The following is an 18,508-nucleotide window of genomic DNA, read 5'->3' as shown; positions in this document are numbered from 1 at the left end:
CGGTTAAGGCCATCGAGCGACCGGGCCGGACAAGCGGCCCCCGACTGGTTATCATGGCGGCGTTTCTTTGCGGACTGCCACCATGGTTGATTCTTACGACGACTCCCTCGATGGGGAGAAAAGCAAAACCCAAGTCAAACGCGAGCTGCATGCTCTGGTTGACCTTGGCGAGCGCCTTACAACGCTCAAGCCGGATTTGGTTGCAAAACTGCCACTGACCGACGAAATGCGCCGGGCTCTGGCGGATGCGCCCAAGCACACCGCGAATATCGCGCGTAAACGGCACATCATGTTTATCGGCAAATTGATGCGCGACCAGGACACTGACGCGATCCTCACTTTGCTCGATCAACTGGATGCCTCCACTCGCCAGTACAACGAACGTTTCCATAACCTGGAACGTTGGCGTGACCGCCTGATCGCGGGCGATGACGCCGTACTGGAGAAGTTTGTAGTGGACTACCCGGACGCCGATCGCCAGCAACTGCGCTCCCTGATTCGTCAGGCCCAGCACGAAGCGGCGCAAAACAAGGCTCCAGCCACCAGCCGTAAAATCTTCAAGTACATCCGTGAGCTGGACGAGACTCAACGCGGTCTGCGCTGATCCTCTTCCCCGGGTGGCGGTCTTCGCCACCCGAAGCTCCACGCCTTACGACCCCGTGCCACCCACGGTGATCGCATCAATTTTCAGCGTTGGCTGGCCGACACCCACCGGCACCGACTGCCCATCCTTGCCGCATGTGCCTACGCCGCTGTCCAGCGACAGGTCGTTACCGACCATCGACACCTTGCTCATGGCTTCTGGCCCATTACCAATCAACGTCGCCCCTTTGACCGGCGCGGTAATCTTGCCGTCTTCGATCAGGTACGCCTCGCTGGTGGAGAACACGAACTTGCCGCTGGTGATATCCACCTGGCCGCCGCCGAGGTTGGCGCAATAGATGCCGCGTTTTACCGAGGCGATGATTTCCGCCGGATCGCTTTCGCCACCGAGCATGTAGGTGTTGGTCATGCGCGGCATTGGCAAATGTGCGTAGGATTCGCGACGGCCATTACCGGTGCGGGCCACGCCCATCAAGCGGGCGTTGAGCTTGTCTTGCATGTAGCCCTTGAGCACGCCGTTTTCAATCAACGTGGTGCACTCGGTCGGCGTGCCTTCGTCGTCGACGCTCAGCGAGCCACGGCGACCGGCCAGGGTGCCGTCATCGACGATGGTGCAGAGCTTGGACGCAACCATCTCACCCATACGCCCGCTGTAAGCCGAGCTGCCCTTGCGGTTGAAGTCGCCTTCCAGGCCATGGCCTACCGCTTCGTGCAACAGAACCCCGGACCAACCCGAGCCCAACACCACCGGCAAGGTACCTGCGGGCGCCGGAATGGCTTCCAGGTTGACCAGTGCCTGGCGCAGCGCTTCACGGGCATAGCCCATGGCGCGGTCTTCAGTCAGGAAATAACGATAGTCAGTACGCCCGCCACCACCATGGCCACCGCGCTCACGACGACCGTTTTGCTCGACGATCACACTGACATTGAAACGCACCAGAGGGCGTACGTCCGCCGCCAGGCCGCCATCGGTGGAAGCGACCAGAATGCGCTCCCACACGCCCGCCATGCTCACGGTCACCTGCTGGATACGCGGGTCGAGGGCACGGGTAGCCGCGTCGATGCGCTTGAGCAAGTCGACCTTTTCCGCACGGCTGATCACTTCCAATGGGTTATCCGGCGCGTACAGCTGGGCCACGTCCTGGGTGCTGAACGCCTGCACCGTGCCATTTTGGCCAGCGCGGGAAATCGAGCGCGCTGCACGAGCCGCCAAGCCCAGGGCTTCAAGGGTGATTGCGTTGCTGTAGGCAAAACCGGTCTTTTCACCGGACTGCGCACGCACGCCCACGCCTTGGTCGAGGTTAAAACTGCCTTCCTTGACGATGCCGTCTTCCAGCGCCCACGACTCGGAAATCTGCCCCTGAAAATACAGGTCGGCGGCGTCGATGCCCGGCCCGGCCAGATCGCCGAGGACGGTTTGCAAGCTTTCGATGGTCACGCCACCGGGTGCCAGGAGGTGTTCACTGACTGAGGACAACAACGTGCTCATAGGTTTGGCCTTAAATTCATCGTTCCGAAGCAGGTCGCTGTGCGCCCTGCGAGAAAAAGCGCCGGTGGTTGACCACCGGCATGCGCGCCCGTATCGACGCCTGTTCACTGCTGTCGCGTTCGGCCAACAACACCGCCTCGCCTGTGTCCCGTTGTGTGAGTACACGCCCCCACGGGTCGACAATCGTTGCATGCCCATGGGTCTCGCGTGGCCCAGGGTGCACACCGCCTTGCGCCGCCGCCAGCACATAGCACTGGGTTTCGATGGCCCGCGCGCGAATCAGCACGTCCCAATGCGCGGCGCCAGTCACCGCCGTAAACGCCGAGGGCGCGGTAATCAATTCAGCCCCGGCTGCACGCAACTCGCTGTACAGCTCCGGGAAACGCAGGTCATAACACACCGTCAGGCCCAACCGACCGACGGGCGTATCCGCCACTACCACGTTGCTCCCGAAAGCATAGTCATCGGATTCTCGATAGCGACCCCGCGCATCGGCGACATCCACATCGAACAGATGCAGCTTGTCGTAACGGGCAACGATGTCACCGCGATCATCAATCAGCAGCGAGCACGCGTTGGACTTGGCGTTCGGCTGGCCCTCTGGAGGCAACGGCAAAGTGCCGGCCACTATCCATAAGGTGAGGTCGCGGGCGGTCTGTTTCAACCATGGCAGGATCGGCCCTTCACCCAACGCCTCGGCGCGGCCGATATCTGCCACGTCGCGGCGGCCCATGGCGGCGAAGTTTTCCGGCAGCACCGCAAGCTTCGCACCACCCGCCGCAGCCTGCTCCAGCAAGCGCCGGGCCTGGGCCAAGTTGGCCAGCACATCACTCTGGCTGACCATTTGAATTACCGCAAAGGGCATGGGCCGACACTCCGTAATAGGCATGCGGCCATGCTACTCCACAGGCTCTCAGTTTGGTTTTTCAAATGGCTTGTCGAAAGTGATTTTTGGATCCTTCCACGGGCCTTCCACTTTGTACTGCACGCTGGCGAAGCGCGAAACACGGTCACCGATCAGCTTGTCGATGAGGAACAACGCGCCACCAATGGCGGGTGCACCCACAAGCAGCGCGGCAATCGGCAGGTTGTTGGTCACCGGCAGGGTCACCAGCAGCTTGGCGTCGACGCGGTCGGCCACCAAATCCAGGGTCCCGTTGAGCTCAAGGTTGGTAGAAGGGCCGGTCATGGTGATGGGTTCACGGGTCACGAACACGCCATCACTGGCGGCCAGCAAGCCTTTCACCCGGTCGTAGCTCAAGCCTTTGCCGAGCAGGTCGGAGAAATCCAGACGCAGACGGCGGCCAATGGAGTTGAAATTGAGCAAGCCAAACACTCGCAGGGCCTGCGCGCCGCCTTCCACTTCCACAAACTGCCCTTTGCGGAACGCCGCATCCAGGCTGCCGGAAAAACGCTTGGGCCCAACCCAGGCCGGCGAACCCGGCCAACGACCATCCACGTCCAGGTGGAAGTCCTCACTGGTCACGGTCGGCGCAAAACCCCAACCCTTGAGCACATCGGCGATGTTCTTGCCATCCAGACGGCCCTTGTACCAACTGCTGCTCGCCCCCGGCGCGCCTTCCCAGCCACCGGCACCATTGAGTTGCATGCCCTTGAGGCCAAGGTCGAGGTTGTTGAAGGCCAAGCCTTTGGCCGTTGGCCGGATCTTCAGCGACCAGGCGCCCACCAGATCCGGCCCCTGGAACAATTGATTGATTGAAATATCCAGGGCGGGGATGTCTTTAGGATCGATATCCGCCAACGGGTCCGGCGCGTTTTCATCCGCCTGCACCGTCGGGTCTACCGCCGGCAGCTTCACGTATTGCAGGTTGATCGCAATCGGCGCGCCCTTGGCGTCCGGCAGGTTGACCGAGCCTTTGGCCTGCTGACTGTCGAACTGCAAGCCCCACGCCGCCGGCTTACGAGCCATCTGCAAGCTGACCTGATCAAATTGGCTGCCAAAGCCAGTCAGCTTGCCCACCTTGAAGTCAGCGCCGCTCAGGAGTTGCTTGGCACTGCCGCCTGGATCATTACCGGCGTAGCGGTTTGCGAGTTTTTTCCACGGGTCGATGTCCAGCTCCGACAGCACGCCGCGAATACGCAAGCCTTTAGTGGCAGGCAACACGGCATCACCATTGCCAAGGAACAACTCCCCACGACCGTCATTGAAGTTGTCCGGGGGCGATGCGAAAGTGAAGCTCGCCAGCTCGCCATAGTCGAACCAATAGCGCCGCTCAGCGCCCTGCAAGGTCATGCGGAACACGCTGTCGCGCCCCTGGCTGGCCGGCATGCCAAAGGGCGCCGGCAAGTCCACGGCAACGCCTTTCATGTTGGAGCTGACCATCAATTGGCTGTCGGCGCCGGCCAGGGTGAGTTGCAACTGGTAAGGGATATCACCGGATATCGGCAGTGGCTGACTGACTTTCAGCCAGTCCGTCAGCCGCTTGACCGTGACCTGGCCTTTGACACTGACGCGGGTGGTGATATTGCCCGGCTGGCCATCGGCAGCAATCTGCGCCGTGATGGGGCGATCAAATGCCTGTGCCGAGATGTTCTGCCCGCTCAAGCCCTTGGCGCTGTCGAAACGAAAATCGCCTTTGAGCTGAGTCAGGTCCAGGGTCGGCTCCGTCAATTGCAGGCGGGCCTTGTCGGTCTGGAAGTCCACCACAATCCTGGGTTCGGTGTCTTCGGCCAGCGGGATATCCAGATCCAGCTTGCCGCGCAGGTCGCCCTCACCCTTCCAACCAGCGAAGGTTGAATCTGTGCCGATGGGCGCTTCCTGGAGGATCTTCAGGCCATCGCCCAAGCCACCCACGAACCCACCGGTGATCAGCAGATGGCTGTCTTTGCCAGCAGGCGCGTGAGGAATATTGACGTAAACGTCTTTAACTTTGGTGTCGAGCAACTGGCCCTTGTTCGCCACGATACGCACGCCGGTCTCTTCGACGAACACTTCGCCATTGACCTTGCTCACATGCGGCCAGCCCGGCTGGAAAGCCAGCTCGGCGTCATGCACCTTGAAGAACAGACTGATATTGCGTGCTGCGGGCAGTGCGTCGTGGTTCAACGAACCTTGGTACTGGAAAAAACCCTGGTCAACCGCCCCCTTGAGGATTGCCGTGCGCAGCCATTCGTCCAAAGACGGGCTCAGCACCGCAGGCAAATATTTAGAGGTGAAGCGCCCATCGCCATCGACCATACCGACCCGCAGGTCCATGTAGTCTTCCTGGCTATGGTCAAAATGCAGGCGAATCAGGAAATCGGCGGCGACCTTGCCCTCTTCACCCAGCACCTTGATGTAAGGGGCAATCAGGGTGAAGCCTTCTTTATCCAGCTTCCAGGTCAGGCGCGCGTTCGCCTGGATGTACTGCCACGGTTTGGCGAAGATCGGATCCAAGTGCAGGGCGAAATCCTTGCTGTCCATGCGCAGCTCGCCCTGGCCCAGGTCACCGCTGATGCTACCGGACACATTACGTGCAGCCGGTGCGCCGCTATAGGCATCAAAGCCGACGCGCTCAAGGTTGGCTGCAAAACTGATTTTTTTGTCCGTGGTGTCCTGAGGACGGAAATCCACCAGCACGTTGCGCAAGACGCCAGTGGCTTTCAGGTGCTCGATGGTCTTGGCGAAACCTTCCGGTAACGGCGCCAAGGCGTTGAGCAGCGGCGTGATGGGGGTCAAGTCAAGGCGGTCGGCCTGCAGCTTCCAGACTTCCAGATCCTTGTCGGTCGCTAGGGTTTGCTGCAATTGCAGATGCGACTCCCAACGTGTCTCGCCAATATTCATCGCCAGCGAGTCAAACAGAACCTTCAGGCCGCTGTCGCTGCGCTGGAGGTAAGCCGTCAGGGCGAGGTTTTCGATGTGGACAGGCTTGCGGTCGGCGTAACTGCCTTTTACCTGGGGTGAATGAAAGCGCACCACAGCGCTTTGTACCGTGCCCTTGGCCCAATCCAACCAGAACTCGCCGCCGGCCTTGAGCTGGGTAAGTTTCCATTGCTGAGTCAGGCTGGCCGGAATCCACTTGGCCCAATCACTCTGCGGCAGGCTCAGGTAAGCCTGGGCTTCGCCTTCTTTCCACTGACTGGCGCGGATGCGCGTGCGCAGACTCAATGCCAACGGCTGGCCGTCAGGCAACGTCAGGCGTGCATCGAGCCGTTGGCGGCTGGCGCCGGTTTCCAGGCTCAAACCCACGTAAGTCAGAGTCAACGGCGCCTGATTAAACGGCTGCAACGTCACCTGGCTGTCGAACACTGACACTCGATTGACCCTTTGCAGGCGCGTGAGCAACTGCTCCGGGTCCAGTGGCTGGTCATCCTGCAACGGCAGGCCTTGCAGCGCCCAGTGCCCGTCCTTGCCTTCCTTCACACTCAACTGCAAGCCGCTGACTTCCAGATGGGCGATGCGCACTTCACGCGCCATCAGGCTGGCCCAGAGGTCTGGCACCACTTCGACCTGGTCCAGACGCAAGGCACTGTTACCCTCACCAACCATCACGTCGTGAGCCAGCAACACCGGAGCAAAACCGCTCCAGCGCCCTTCAAGGCTACCGATCCGCAGAGGCATATCAACGGCGGCCTGGGCCTTGGCTTCGATTTCGGCGCGATATTCGGCCACCAGCGGGGTCAGTTCACGACCCAGGCTCACGTACACCGCCGCCAATACCAACAGCAACGCACAGAGGCCCAAGCCCCAACGGGTCAAAGCGGCAAAAAAGCGTATCAGACGCTCCATGTCGGGCGACCCTCAAAGCAATAGGCGGACGGCAGATCAAGGTCTGCCGGTCTCAAAGAAAGAAAGCGATTGGGGATCAGAGCAGCACCACGTCGTATTGTTCCTGGGAATACATGGTTTCGACCTGAAAGCGAATGGTGCGCCCGATAAAACCCTCCAATTCAGCGACATTACCGGACTCTTCATCCAGCAGACGATCGACCACCTTCTGGTTGGCAAGCACTCTATAACCTTCGGCCTGGTAGGCACGCGCCTCCCGTAAGATTTCCCGGAAAATCTCGTAGCAAACCGTTTCGGGAGTCTTCAACTTGCCGCGCCCCAGGCAACTGCTGCAAGGCTCGCACAGCACTTGCTCGAGGCTCTCGCGGGTGCGTTTGCGCGTCATCTGCACCAGGCCCAATTCGGTGATGCCGATGATATTGGTCTTGGCGTGATCGCGCTCCAATTGCTTCTCAAGGGTGCGCAATACTTGACGCTGGTGTTCTTCATCTTCCATGTCGATGAAGTCGATGATGATGATGCCGCCCAGGTTACGCAGGCGCAGCTGGCGGGCGATCGCGGTGGCCGCTTCGAGGTTGGTCTTGAAGATGGTTTCTTCGAGGTTGCGATGGCCCACGAACGCGCCAGTGTTGACGTCGATGGTGGTCATGGCTTCCGCCGGGTCTATCACCAGATAGCCGCCGGACTTGAGCGGCACCTTGCGTTCCAGAGCTTTCTGAATTTCGTCTTCAACGCCATACAGGTCGAAAATCGGTCGTTCGCCGGGGTAATGCTCGAGGCGGTCGGCAATTTCCGGCATAAGCTCGGCAACAAATTGCGTGGTGCGCTGGAAGGTTTCCCGCGAGTCGATGCGAATTTTCTCGATCTTCGGGCTGACCAAATCGCGCAGGGTGCGCAAGGCCAGGCCGAGGTCTTCATAAATTACGCTGGGGGCGCCGATGGTCTTGATCTGCGCGCCGATCTGATCCCACAGGCGACGCAGGTAGCGGATGTCCATGAGGATTTCATCGGCGCCGGCGCCTTCTGCGGCGGTGCGCAGGATGAAGCCGCCCGCCTCCTTGATGCCCTCGGCAGCCACACAATCGCTGACCACCTTTTTCAGGCGCTCGCGCTCGGCTTCGTCTTCGATTTTCAGGGAAATGCCAACATGCGCCGTACGCGGCATGTACACCAGATAGCGCGAAGGGATCGACAGCTGTGTGGTCAAGCGTGCGCCTTTGGAACCGATGGGGTCCTTGGTGACTTGCACCACCAGGCTCTGCCCTTCATGCACCAAGGCGCTGATGCTCTCAACCGCCGGGCCTTCGCGCAGGGAAATTTCCGAGGCGTGGATGAACGCCGCGCGGTCCAGGCCGATGTCGACGAACGCCGCCTGCATGCCTGGCAGGACGCGCACCACTTTGCCCTTATAGATGTTGCCGACGATCCCGCGCTTTTGGGTGCGCTCGACGTGCACTTCTTGCAGAACACCGTTCTCTACCACCGCCACGCGCGATTCCATCGGCGTGATATTGATCAGAATCTCTTCACTCATGGCTGGGTCTCGTTCAGGCGTTTTCACAATAGTGACCGATCGCTAAAGGCTGGGCGCTGTAATACGGCGGTCAGCGCGCGGTAAGGTGTTGCCAACAGGGTATGCCGAATTGGCTGAGCAGATGCGCGGTTTCGCACACCGGCAGGCCTACCACGGCGGAATAGCTGCCATTGAGCCCGGCGACAAACACCGAACCAAGCCCCTGAATAGCATAGCCGCCGGCTTTGTCCTGAGGTTCACCACTGTGCCAGTAGGTTGTAGCCTCTTCGACAGAAATACTGCGAAAACGTACGCGACTGCTGACGCACAGTGTTTCGCAACGTTGGCCGGCAGTCAGGGCGATGGCGGTAAGGACTTCATGTTCTCGATCAGAAAGCGCCACCAACATCGCCAGCGCGTCCGCCTGATCTACTGGTTTGCCGAGGATTTGGCCGTCAACGATCACGGCGGTGTCGGCACCCAGCACACAGGCCTGGACATTGTTTTCGAGCGCAGCAAAACCCGCCGCTGCCTTGCCGCGCGCAAGGCGCTCTACGTAGGCAACGGCGGTTTCGTTTGTAAGAGGGGTTTCGTCAATAGCGGCACTGACCACGGTGAAAGGCACACCGATCTGGGTCAGCAGTTCACGCCGCCTCGGAGAGCCCGAGGCCAGATAAAGCGAATTCATTGCAGACTCTCCCTGTGACGTTCGATAACCAGGCAGAGCCTCGCAATCCATTCAATTGATTTTGTAGCGACGACGTAACCCACGCAGACCGAAACTCACCCATGGCCACAGCAATGCACTGACCAGGGCCGGCAATACCAACGCCAGGGTGGGTTGACGATTACCGGTCAGGGCGCTGAGCCACAGTTGCACCAATTGCGCCAGGCCGAAGATCACCAGGATCACCAGGCACTGCTGCCACATCGGGAACATGCGCAAACGCTGCTGCAACGACAGCACCAGGAACGTAATCAGGGTGAGGATCAGCGCGTTCTGCCCCAGCAAGGTGCCATAGAGCACATCTTCCGCCAAGCCCAGGCACATCGCCGTGACCATGCCAACTTTATGCGGCAAGGTCAGCGACCAGAAGGCCAGCAGCAAGGCCAGCCAGAGCGGGCGCAGAATCTCCATGAATTGGGGCAGTGGCGAAACACTGAGCAGCAAACCGATGGCAAACGTCAGCCAGACGATCCAGCCATTGTGCGAATGAGTACCGGCCATTATTCCTCCCTCTGCCGCGTGGTTGCCGGAGCAGCGGCCGGAGCTCTGGCTGCGGGCGTCGTGCTGGCAGGCGTGGTGGCTGCGGGCTTGGCCGCCGGCTTGGCCGGGCGCGCGCTGTGGGCTGCCGGTTTGACCGGAGTTGCCACCGGCGCTGCCGGGGTGGCGGGCGGCGCAGGCGGCCCGACGAATGCCGGCTTCGGTACCGTGGCGGGAACAGTCGGCGCGGTACCGTTTTGCTTGTCTTCCGCTTCCTGAGCCTGGGCGGCGTCGTTGACACGCTCTTCCGGGGTGCGGTTATCGCTGAACACCAGCAGCAGGTAGCGACTGCGGTTCAGGGCAGCAGTCGGTACGGCCCGTACGATGGCAAATGGCTGACCGGAATCGTGGATGACTTCCTTGACCGTCGCCACCGGGTAGCCCGCCGGGAACCGCTGACCGAGGCCGGAGCTGACCAACAGGTCGCCTTCCTTGATGTCTGCGGTGTCGGCCACATGGCGCAATTCCAGACGTTCCGGGTTACCGGTGCCGCTGGCAATCGCGCGCAAGCCGTTGCGATTCACCTGCACCGGAATGCTGTGAGTCGTGTCCGTCAGCAGCAGCACTCGCGAGGTGTAGGGCATCAACTCAACCACCTGGCCCATCAAGCCACGGGCGTCGAGCACCGGCTGGCCGAGAACCACACCGTCGCGCTCACCCTTGTTGATGATGATGCGATGGGTAAAGGGGTTAGGGTCCATGCCGATCAACTCGGCCACTTCGACCTTCTCGTTGACCAGTGCGGAGGAGTTGAGCAACTCGCGCAGCCGCACGTTCTGCTCGGTGAGGGCCGCAAGCTTTTGCATGCGCCCCTGCAACAGCAGGTTTTCAGTCTTGAGTTTTTCGTTCTCGGCGACCAGCTCGGTGCGGCTGCCGAACTGGCTGGCCACGCCCTGGTAGAGACGTTGCGGCAGGTCGGTGATCCAGTAAGTCTGCATCAACACCAGCGACATCTGGCTACGCACAGGCTTGAGCAGTGCAAAGCGGGCATCGACCACCATCAGCGCGACCGAAAGCACGACCAGCACCAATAAGCGCACGCCCAATGAGGGGCCTTTGGCGAAAAGCGGTTTAATAAGCCGCTCCTCCCAGGCAAATGTTCTCTTTATTCATACGGCATCAAACCGGCCTGGATGCAGATTGAAGAAGATAAACGCCAACAGGCAGCACTGCAAAGTGCCGCCTGCGAGCAAAGCATGAACCCTGCGCGCGAGCTTATTCGCTGGAGAGCAGGTCCATGGTGTGTTTATCCATCATTTCCAGTGCACGGCCACCGCCACGCGCGACGCAAGTCAGCGGGTCTTCGGCAACGATCACCGGCAGACCGGTTTCCTGAGCCAACAACTTGTCGAGGTCGCGCAGCAAGGCGCCACCACCGGTCAGTACCAGGCCACGCTCGGCGATGTCGGAAGCCAGTTCCGGCGGCGATTGCTCCAGGGCACTCTTCACAGCCTGAACGATAGTGGCCAGCGACTCTTGCAGAGCTTCCAGCACTTCGTTGGAGTTCAGGGTGAAGGCACGTGGAACACCTTCGGCCAGGTTGCGACCGCGAACATCAACTTCGCGAACTTCGCCGCCCGGGTAGGCCGTGCCGATTTCCTGCTTGATGCGCTCAGCGGTGGATTCACCGATCAGGCTGCCGTAGTTGCGACGTACATAAGTGATGATCGCTTCGTCGAAGCGGTCGCCGCCTACACGTACGGATTCGGCATACACCACACCGTTCAGGGAAATCAGGGCGATTTCAGTGGTACCACCACCGATATCCACCACCATCGAACCGCGCGCTTCTTCAACCGGCAAGCCGGCGCCGATAGCGGCAGCCATAGGCTCTTCGATCAGGAACACTTCGCGGGCACCGGCGCCAAGGGCCGATTCACGGATGGCACGACGCTCCACCTGGGTGGACTTGCACGGAACGCAGATCAGCACACGAGGGCTGGGCTGCAGGAAACTGTTTTCGTGAACCTTGTTGATGAAGTACTGCAGCATCTTTTCGCAGACACTGAAGTCGGCGATCACGCCGTCTTTCATCGGACGAATGGCGGCAATATTGCCAGGTGTTCGGCCGAGCATGCGCTTGGCCTCGGTGCCGACGGCAACGACACTTTTCTGATTACCATGGGTCCGAATGGCCACAACCGATGGCTCATTCAGAACGATTCCGCGCTCGCGCACGTAAATAAGGGTGTTGGCAGTGCCCAGGTCAATGGAAAGATCGCTGGAAAACATGCCACGCAGTTTCTTGAACATGGGGAAAGGACCCTAGGCAACGCGTGGGTAAAAAAGTGCGGCAAACTCTAACAACGACAGGGATTTTGGGCAAGGCGCCAATGTGCTAAATTGGCCGACTTTCTGTGCACCAACCCCCACAATCGCGGCCATATGACCGTAGAAATGCGGTAGTGTTCCGACAATCTAACACACGGACGCCCTCCGTTCTGTTTTCCACTGGAGAATCCCATGGCGCTTGAACGCTCCGACGTGGAAAAAATCGCGCATCTGGCCTCGCTTGGCCTGAATGACGCCGATCTTCCACAGACCACCGCAGCCCTGAACAGCATTCTCGGGCTGGTTGACCAAATGCAGGCGGTGAACACCGACGGCATCGAGCCCCTGGCTCACCCGCTGGAAGCCAGCCAGCGCCTGCGCGCAGACGTCGTGACCGAGCGCAATAATCGCGAGGCTTACCAGTCCATCGCACCAGCGGTCGAAAACGGCCTGTACCTGGTTCCGAAAGTCATCGACTAAAGGGAAAGAGCCTGCAATGCATCAATTGACTCTGGCCGAGATCGCCCGCGGTCTCGCCGACAAAAAGTTTTCTTCCGAAGAGCTGACCCAAACCCTGCTGGCGCGTATCGCCACGCTGGACCCCAAGGTCAACAGCTTCATCAGTCTCACCGAAGAACTGGCCCTGAGCCAGGCCAAGGCCGCCGACGTACGTCGCGCCAACGGTGAGAATGGCGCACTGCTGGGCGCGCCGATCGCCCACAAAGACCTGTTCTGCACCCAGGGTATTCGCACCAGTTGCGGCTCGAAGATGCTCGACAACTTTAAAGCGCCCTACGACGCCACCGTGGTGTCCAAGCTGGCTGCCGCCGGGGCCGTGACCCTGGGCAAGACCAACATGGACGAATTCGCCATGGGCTCGGCCAACGAATCGAGCTACTACGGCGCGGTGAAAAACCCGTGGAACCTGGAGCACGTGCCCGGCGGTTCGTCCGGCGGTTCGGCTGCGGCTGTTGCTGCGCGCTTTTTGCCGGCTGCTACGGCCACCGACACCGGCGGCTCCATCCGCCAGCCTGCGGCCTTCACCAACCTCACCGGCCTGAAACCGACGTACGGTCGCGTTTCCCGTTGGGGCATGATCGCCTACGCATCCAGCCTCGATCAGGGCGGGCCTCTGGCGCGCACGGCTGAAGACTGCGCGATATTGTTACAAGGTATGGCCGGGTTCGATAAACAGGACTCCACCAGCATTGACGAGCCGGTGCCGGACTACAGCGCCAGCCTCAACACCTCGCTCAAAGGCCTGCGCATCGGCGTGCCGAAAGAGTATTTCAGCGCCGGCCTCGACCCGCGTATCGCCCAATTGGTGCACAACAGCATCAAGGAGCTGGAAAAACTCGGCGCCGTGATCAAGGAAATCAGCCTGCCGAACAACCAGCACGCGATTCCTGCTTACTACGTGATCGCGCCAGCCGAAGCCTCTTCAAACCTGTCGCGTTTTGACGGCGTGCGGTTCGGCTATCGCTGTGAGAACCCGAAAGACCTCACCGACCTTTATAAGCGCTCCCGTGGCGAAGGCTTCGGTGCCGAAGTACAACGCCGCATCATGGTCGGCGCCTACGCCCTGTCGGCCGGCTACTACGACGCTTACTACCTCAAGGCGCAAAAAATCCGTCGCCTGATCAAGAACGACTTCATGGCAGCCTTTGAAGAAGTCGACGTGATCCTCGGCCCAACCACGCCGAACCCGGCCTGGAAGATCGGCGCCAAGACCGGCGACCCGATCGCCGAGTACCTGGAAGACCTGTACACCATCACCGCCAACCTCGCGGGCTTGCCGGGCTTGTCCATGCCGGCAGGTTTCGTCGATGGCCTGCCGGTGGGCGTGCAATTGCTCGCCCCGTATTTCCAGGAAGGCCGCCTGCTCAATGTGGCGCACCAGTACCAGTTGAACACTGACTGGCACACACGCACCCCTACCGGCTTCTGAGGAGAACACTATGCAATGGGAAGTTGTGATCGGGCTGGAGATTCACACCCAGCTCGCCACCCAATCGAAGATTTTCTCCGGCAGCGCCACCACGTTTGGCTCCGAGCCCAACACCCAGGCCAGCCTGGTCGACCTGGGCATGCCCGGTGTGTTGCCGGTGCTGAACGAGGAAGCGGTGCGCATGGCGGTGATGTTCGGCCTGTCGATTGACGCCGAAATCGGCCAGCACAACGTGTTCGCGCGCAAAAACTACTTCTACCCGGACCTGCCCAAGGGCTACCAGATCAGCCAGATGGAATTGCCGATCGTCGGCAAAGGCTACCTGGACATCCCGCTGGAAGACGGCACCATCAAGCGTGTCGGCGTGACCCGCGCGCACCTGGAAGAAGACGCCGGTAAAAGCCTGCACGAAGAATTCCCGGGCGCTACCGGTATCGACCTGAACCGCGCCGGTACGCCGTTGCTGGAAATCGTCTCCGAACCGGACATGCGCAGCGCCAAGGAAGCCGTGGCCTACGTCAAGACGATCCACGCGCTGGTGCGTTACCTGGGCATCTGCGACGGCAACATGGCCGAAGGCTCGCTGCGCTGCGACTGCAACGTGTCGATCCGTCCAAAGGGCCAGGCCGAATACGGCACCCGTTGCGAGATCAAGAACGTCAACTCGTTCCGTTTCATCGAGAAGGCGATCAACAGCGAAGTGCGTCGCCAGATCGAACTGATCGAAGACGGCGGCAAGGTGATCCAGCAAACCCGCCTGTATGACCCGAACAAAGACGAAACCCGCGCCATGCGCAGCAAAGAGGAAGCCAACGACTACCGTTACTTCCCCGATCCGGACCTGTTGCCGGTGGTCATCGAGGACTCGTTCCTCGATGACGTGCGCGCCACCCTGCCGGAATTGCCGCAGCAAAAACGCGAGCGCTTCCAGGAGCAATTCGGCCTGTCGGTTTACGATGCCAGCGTCTTGGCCTCCAGCCGTGAACAAGCCAACTACTTCGAAAAAGTGCTGAGCATTGCCGGCGACGCCAAACTGGCGGCCAACTGGGTGATGGTTGAGCTGGGCAGCCTGTTGAACAAACAGGGCCTGGAAATCGACGAAGCCCCGGTCACTGCCGAGCAGTTGGGCGGCATGCTGCTGCGCATCAAGGACAACACCATCTCCGGCAAAATCGCCAAGACCGTGTTTGAAGCGATGGCGGCGGGTGAAGGCAGCGCGGACCAGATCATCGAGACGCGTGGCCTCAAGCAAGTCACCGACAGCGGCGCGATTTCCGCCGTGCTGGATGAAATGCTCGCGGCCAACGCCGAGCAAGTTGAGCAATACCGCGCGGCAGACGAAGCCAAGCGCGGCAAAATGTTCGGCTTCTTTGTTGGCCAGGCAATGAAAGCCTCCAAAGGCAAAGCCAACCCGCAACAGGTGAACGAACTGCTGAAGAGCAAGCTCGAAGGCTGATCGCGGTGGAGTGGTCCGGGTGGAGTTTCACAGCCAGCCCGGATCCATTGTGGGAGGGGGCTTGCTCCCGATGAGGGCGTGTCAGTCGGTACTTGTATTGACTGCCCCACCGCCATCGGGAGCAAGCCCCCTCCCACATTTGATAGGGGGGCATCCTTGAAAACGAAGCGTCTACTCGGCCTCCTGGCCCTGTTCTCTCTACTGGCCGGTTGCGCCAGCGGCCTCATCGACCCCGACGGTTACGACGAAACCGGCACCGCCTCCTATTACGGCGCCAAACACCATGGCAACAGAACCGCCAGCGGTGAACCCTTCAACCAGAATGCCCTGACCGCCGCCCATCGGCGCTTGCCCTTCGGCACTCAGGTCAAGGTCACCAATCTCGACAACAACAAATCCGTCGTGGTGCGCATCAATGATCGCGGCCCGCATACCCGTGGACGTTTGATTGACGTTTCACGCAAAGCCGCCGCGCAACTGGGTATGCTGGGCCGCGGCACGGCACGGGTTCGCGTGCAAACCATAAGTTATTAAAGAGGGAGCCCATGCCATTTTCGGATTAACCGCCCTTTCGCCCTGGAGCCTGATCGAACTGATCAGTGGCCTGGCACTGCTGATCCTCGGCGCCGAAATCCTGGTGCGTGCCGCCGTACGCCTGGCAGCCAGCCTGAAAGTGCGGCCACTGATCATCGGCCTGAGCATCGTCGCCTTCGGCAGCAGCGCGCCGCAGATGACCGTCAGCCTACAGGCCACCCTCGCCGGCAACACCGACATCGCCGTGGGCAGCGTGATCGGCAGCAGCATCTTCAATATCCTCGTGACCCTGGGCCTGTCGGCGCTGATCATTCCGCTGCGGGTGTCACGCCAGCTGGTACGCCTGGATATCCCGGTGATGATCTGCGCCGGCCTGCTGGTGTTCATCCTGGCGGGTAATGAAGAGCTGACGCCGTTCGACGGGCTGGTGTTGCTGGTGGCATTGGTGGCTTATGTCGCGCTGCTGCACTACCAGACGCGCCACTCCCGCCGCCCCCGCACGCTGCACACCGTGGCCAGCGCGCCGTGGCTGAGCAGCGTACTGCTGATGCTCGGCGGGTTGCTGGTGCTGGTTCTGGCGGGGCATTTTCTGCTCGGTGCAGCGGTGGATGTGGCGAGCGACCTGGGCCTGTCGGAACGCATCATTGGCCTGACGCTGATCGGCGTCGGCACCTCGCTGCCGTGCCTGGCCACCTCGCTGATCGCGGCCCTGCGCGGCGAGCGCGAGATCGCTGTGGGCAACGTGATCGGCAGCAGCCTGTTCAACCTGCTCGGGGTGTTGGGACTGACCGCCTTGCTCGCGCCATCGCCACTCTCGGTGTCGCCCAACGCGCTGGATTTCGACCTGCCAGTGATGCTCGGCGTGGTGGTGTTGTGCCTGCCAGTGTTTTACAGCGGCTACCGGGTGACACGCGCCGAAGGCTTGCTGTTCCTCGGCCTGTACCTGGCGTATGGGCTGCATGTGGTGTCGTTTACATTCGGCATGCCACTGGCCACCAAGCTTGAACAATTGATGCTGCATTACGTCCTGCCAGCGCTGGTAGCGTTCCTGTTGTTCACCTCGCTGCGAGCCTGGCGCCGCCAACACAAAAGGGAATCGCAATGACCGATCAGAAAAAACCCGGGGTTGAAATGCGTCGCCAGGTGATGGGCGATGTGTTCGTCGACCGCGCCCTGAACAACGCCACTGAGTTCACCCAGCCGCTGCAGGATTTCGTCAACGAACACGCCTGGGGCAGTGTGTGGAACCGCGAAGGTTTGCCGCTGAAGACCCGCAGCCTGATTACCCTCGCGGCCCTGACGGCGCTCAAATGTCCGCAGGAACTGAAGGGCCACGTGCGCGGTGCGCTGAACAATGGTTGTAGCGTGGAGGAGATTCGCGAGGCGCTGCTGCACTGCGCGGTGTATGCGGGTGTGCCGGCGGCGATTGATGCGTTTCGGGCGGCGCAGGAAGTGATTGAGGCGTATCAGGCGGATAAGCAGTGACTGTCATATAGCTATCGCGGGCAAGCCCGCTCCCACATTTTGAACTGTGAATATATTCAAATGTGGGAGCGGGCTTGCCTGCGATTGGCCCTCAAACCCACCGCACACTTCAGATCCAGCCACCCGCCTGCAACACAAAAATCCCGATATTGGTGGTCACCGCCGCCATCAAGGTGGTGATCACAATAATCGCCGCCGCCAGCTCATGATTACCCTCGGCCGCCCTGGCCATCACAAAGCTTGCCGCCGCCGTCGGCGCACCAAAGTACAGAAACAGAATCCCAAGTTCCGGCCCGCGAAAACCCAGTAGCCACGCGCCCAGCGTCGCCAACAGCGGCAGCCCGATCATCTTCACCAGGCTGGCACTCAGCGCCATGCTGCCGCTCTTGCGCAAGGCCGCCAGTGACAGGGTTCCACCGATGCACATCAATGCCAGCGGCAGGGTCATGTCCGCCAGGTACTGGCCGGACGATTCCAGCCAGCCGGGCAAACTGATTTTAAAGATGGCAAACGGCGCAGCCACGAACACGCTGATGATCAGCGGGTTGGCCACCACGCTTTTGAAGATGCTCCACGGGTCGGACTTGATCACCGGGCTGTACACCGCCAGCACAATGGTCGACAGCGTGTTGTAGAACAGGATCACCAGCGCCGCGAGGATCGCACCGAGGGAGATGCCGTAGTCACCGTACATGCTGGCGGCCAGCGCCAGGCCGATCACCCCGTTGTTGCCGCGAAAAGCGCCTTGGGTGTAGATGCCGCGGTCTTCACGCGGGCAACGAAAGATCGCCCAGCCCCAGGCCAAGGCGAAACTCACCAGGGTGGCGACGGCGAAGTAGATCAGCAGGCCCGGCTTGAGCGCCGCGTGCAGGTCGGCATGCAGGATGCCGAGAAACAGCAGCGCCGGCATGGTGACGTTGAACACCAAGGAGGACGCGGTGTGGATAAAGTTGTCGTTGATCCAGTTGATGCGCTTGAGCAGCACACCGAGAAACAGCATGGCAAACACCGGCGCGGTGATGGTGAGTGTGGTGAGGAAGATAGCCAGCATGCCGGGGAGAACCTTGGTGAGCGTCGTGAGGTGGCTAATGATAAGCCATGCGGCGCTGTGGCGTCTGGTAGGCCGCTTTCGCGAGCAAGCCCGCTCCCACACTTGACCGCATTCTTATGCTGGAACTCGGTCAAGTGTGGGAGCGGGCTTGCTCGCGAAGGCAGG

General features: G+C 60.7%; 16 protein-coding genes. 7 read left to right on the top strand and 9 right to left on the bottom strand.

The window, feature by feature from the left end; genetic code table 11:
• Nucleotides 1–82: 82 nt before the first annotated feature.
• Complete coding sequence (yjgA, locus tag Q7C20_RS06125) at nt 83–604, top strand: ribosome biogenesis factor YjgA (RefSeq protein WP_375066325.1); 522 nt, start codon at nt 83–85, stop codon at nt 602–604.
• A 45-nt stretch (nt 605–649) separates the two neighbouring features.
• On the opposite strand, the gene tldD is transcribed toward yjgA, so the two are convergent.
• The 8 genes from tldD to mreB form a co-directional block, all read right to left on the bottom strand.
• Nucleotides 650–2,092, bottom strand: coding sequence for a metalloprotease TldD (gene tldD, locus Q7C20_RS06120; RefSeq protein ID WP_375066323.1), 1,443 nt, complete (start codon nt 2,090–2,092; stop codon nt 650–652).
• Nucleotides 2,093–2,108: 16 nt separating this feature from the next.
• Nucleotides 2,109–2,957: a carbon-nitrogen hydrolase family protein gene (locus Q7C20_RS06115; protein WP_375066321.1), complete on the bottom strand. Its 849-nt coding sequence runs from the start codon at nt 2,955–2,957 to the stop codon at nt 2,109–2,111.
• Between the two features lie 48 nt (nt 2,958–3,005).
• On the bottom strand, nt 3,006–6,821 hold the full coding sequence (locus Q7C20_RS06110) for a YhdP family protein (protein ID WP_375066319.1): 3,816 nt from the start codon (nt 6,819–6,821) through the stop codon (nt 3,006–3,008).
• Nucleotides 6,822–6,897: 76 nt separating this feature from the next.
• Nucleotides 6,898–8,355 carry a ribonuclease G gene (gene rng / locus Q7C20_RS06105; RefSeq protein ID WP_348057496.1) on the bottom strand — a complete coding sequence of 486 codons (1,458 nt, stop codon included), beginning with the start codon at nt 8,353–8,355 and terminating at the stop codon, nt 6,898–6,900.
• 70 nt (nt 8,356–8,425) lie between these two features.
• Nucleotides 8,426–9,022 carry a Maf family protein gene (locus tag Q7C20_RS06100; protein ID WP_375066317.1) on the bottom strand — a complete coding sequence of 199 codons (597 nt, stop codon included), beginning with the start codon at nt 9,020–9,022 and terminating at the stop codon, nt 8,426–8,428.
• A gap of 51 nt (nt 9,023–9,073) precedes the next feature.
• Complete coding sequence (gene mreD / locus Q7C20_RS06095) at nt 9,074–9,562, bottom strand: rod shape-determining protein MreD (protein WP_128588513.1); 489 nt, start codon at nt 9,560–9,562, stop codon at nt 9,074–9,076.
• On the bottom strand, nt 9,562–10,674 hold the full coding sequence (gene mreC / locus Q7C20_RS06090) for a rod shape-determining protein MreC (protein WP_375066451.1): 1,113 nt from the start codon (nt 10,672–10,674) through the stop codon (nt 9,562–9,564). Before mreC ends, mreD begins: the two co-directional genes overlap by 1 nt.
• Before the next feature lie 139 nt (nt 10,675–10,813).
• Nucleotides 10,814–11,851, bottom strand: coding sequence for a rod shape-determining protein MreB (mreB, locus tag Q7C20_RS06085; protein WP_002555108.1), 1,038 nt, complete (start codon nt 11,849–11,851; stop codon nt 10,814–10,816).
• Nucleotides 11,852–12,061: 210 nt separating this feature from the next.
• Here mreB and gatC point away from each other — a divergent pair, with 210 nt between their 5' ends.
• The 6 genes from gatC (at nt 12,062) to Q7C20_RS06055 (ending at nt 17,292) form a co-directional block, all read left to right on the top strand.
• The gene (gatC, locus tag Q7C20_RS06080) at nt 12,062–12,349 is read left to right on the top strand and encodes an Asp-tRNA(Asn)/Glu-tRNA(Gln) amidotransferase subunit GatC (RefSeq protein ID WP_003188556.1); all 288 of its coding nucleotides are present in this window, start codon (nt 12,062–12,064) and stop codon (nt 12,347–12,349) included.
• A 16-nt stretch (nt 12,350–12,365) separates the two neighbouring features.
• On the top strand, nt 12,366–13,817 hold the full coding sequence (gene gatA / locus Q7C20_RS06075; RefSeq protein WP_375066277.1) for an Asp-tRNA(Asn)/Glu-tRNA(Gln) amidotransferase subunit GatA: 1,452 nt from the start codon (nt 12,366–12,368) through the stop codon (nt 13,815–13,817).
• Between the two features lie 10 nt (nt 13,818–13,827).
• Nucleotides 13,828–15,273, top strand: a complete 1,446-nt coding sequence (gatB, locus tag Q7C20_RS06070) for an Asp-tRNA(Asn)/Glu-tRNA(Gln) amidotransferase subunit GatB (protein WP_375066275.1) — start codon at nt 13,828–13,830, stop codon at nt 15,271–15,273.
• A gap of 156 nt (nt 15,274–15,429) precedes the next feature.
• Nucleotides 15,430–15,807: a septal ring lytic transglycosylase RlpA family protein gene (locus tag Q7C20_RS06065; RefSeq protein WP_348057486.1), complete on the top strand. Its 378-nt coding sequence runs from the start codon at nt 15,430–15,432 to the stop codon at nt 15,805–15,807.
• A gap of 58 nt (nt 15,808–15,865) precedes the next feature.
• Nucleotides 15,866–16,912: a calcium/sodium antiporter gene (locus tag Q7C20_RS06060; protein ID WP_375066449.1), complete on the top strand. Its 1,047-nt coding sequence runs from the start codon at nt 15,866–15,868 to the stop codon at nt 16,910–16,912.
• A complete protein-coding gene (locus Q7C20_RS06055; RefSeq protein ID WP_348057484.1) occupies nt 16,909–17,292 on the top strand; it encodes a carboxymuconolactone decarboxylase family protein in 384 nt (127 codons plus the stop codon). Before Q7C20_RS06060 ends, Q7C20_RS06055 begins: the two co-directional genes overlap by 4 nt.
• A gap of 109 nt (nt 17,293–17,401) precedes the next feature.
• Here the strand turns inward: Q7C20_RS06055 and Q7C20_RS06050 are convergent, their stop codons facing one another.
• Entirely contained in the window at nt 17,402–18,343 is a 942-nt protein-coding gene (locus Q7C20_RS06050) for an AEC family transporter (RefSeq protein WP_375066272.1), read from the bottom strand.
• Nucleotides 18,344–18,508 lie beyond the last annotated feature (165 nt).

The sequence above is a fragment of the Pseudomonas sp. AMR01 genome (assembly GCF_041946035.1).
In the GTDB taxonomy this organism is placed as follows: domain Bacteria; phylum Pseudomonadota; class Gammaproteobacteria; order Pseudomonadales; family Pseudomonadaceae; genus Aquipseudomonas; species Aquipseudomonas antarctica_B.
This window is presented reverse-complemented; position numbering and strand designations above follow the sequence as displayed.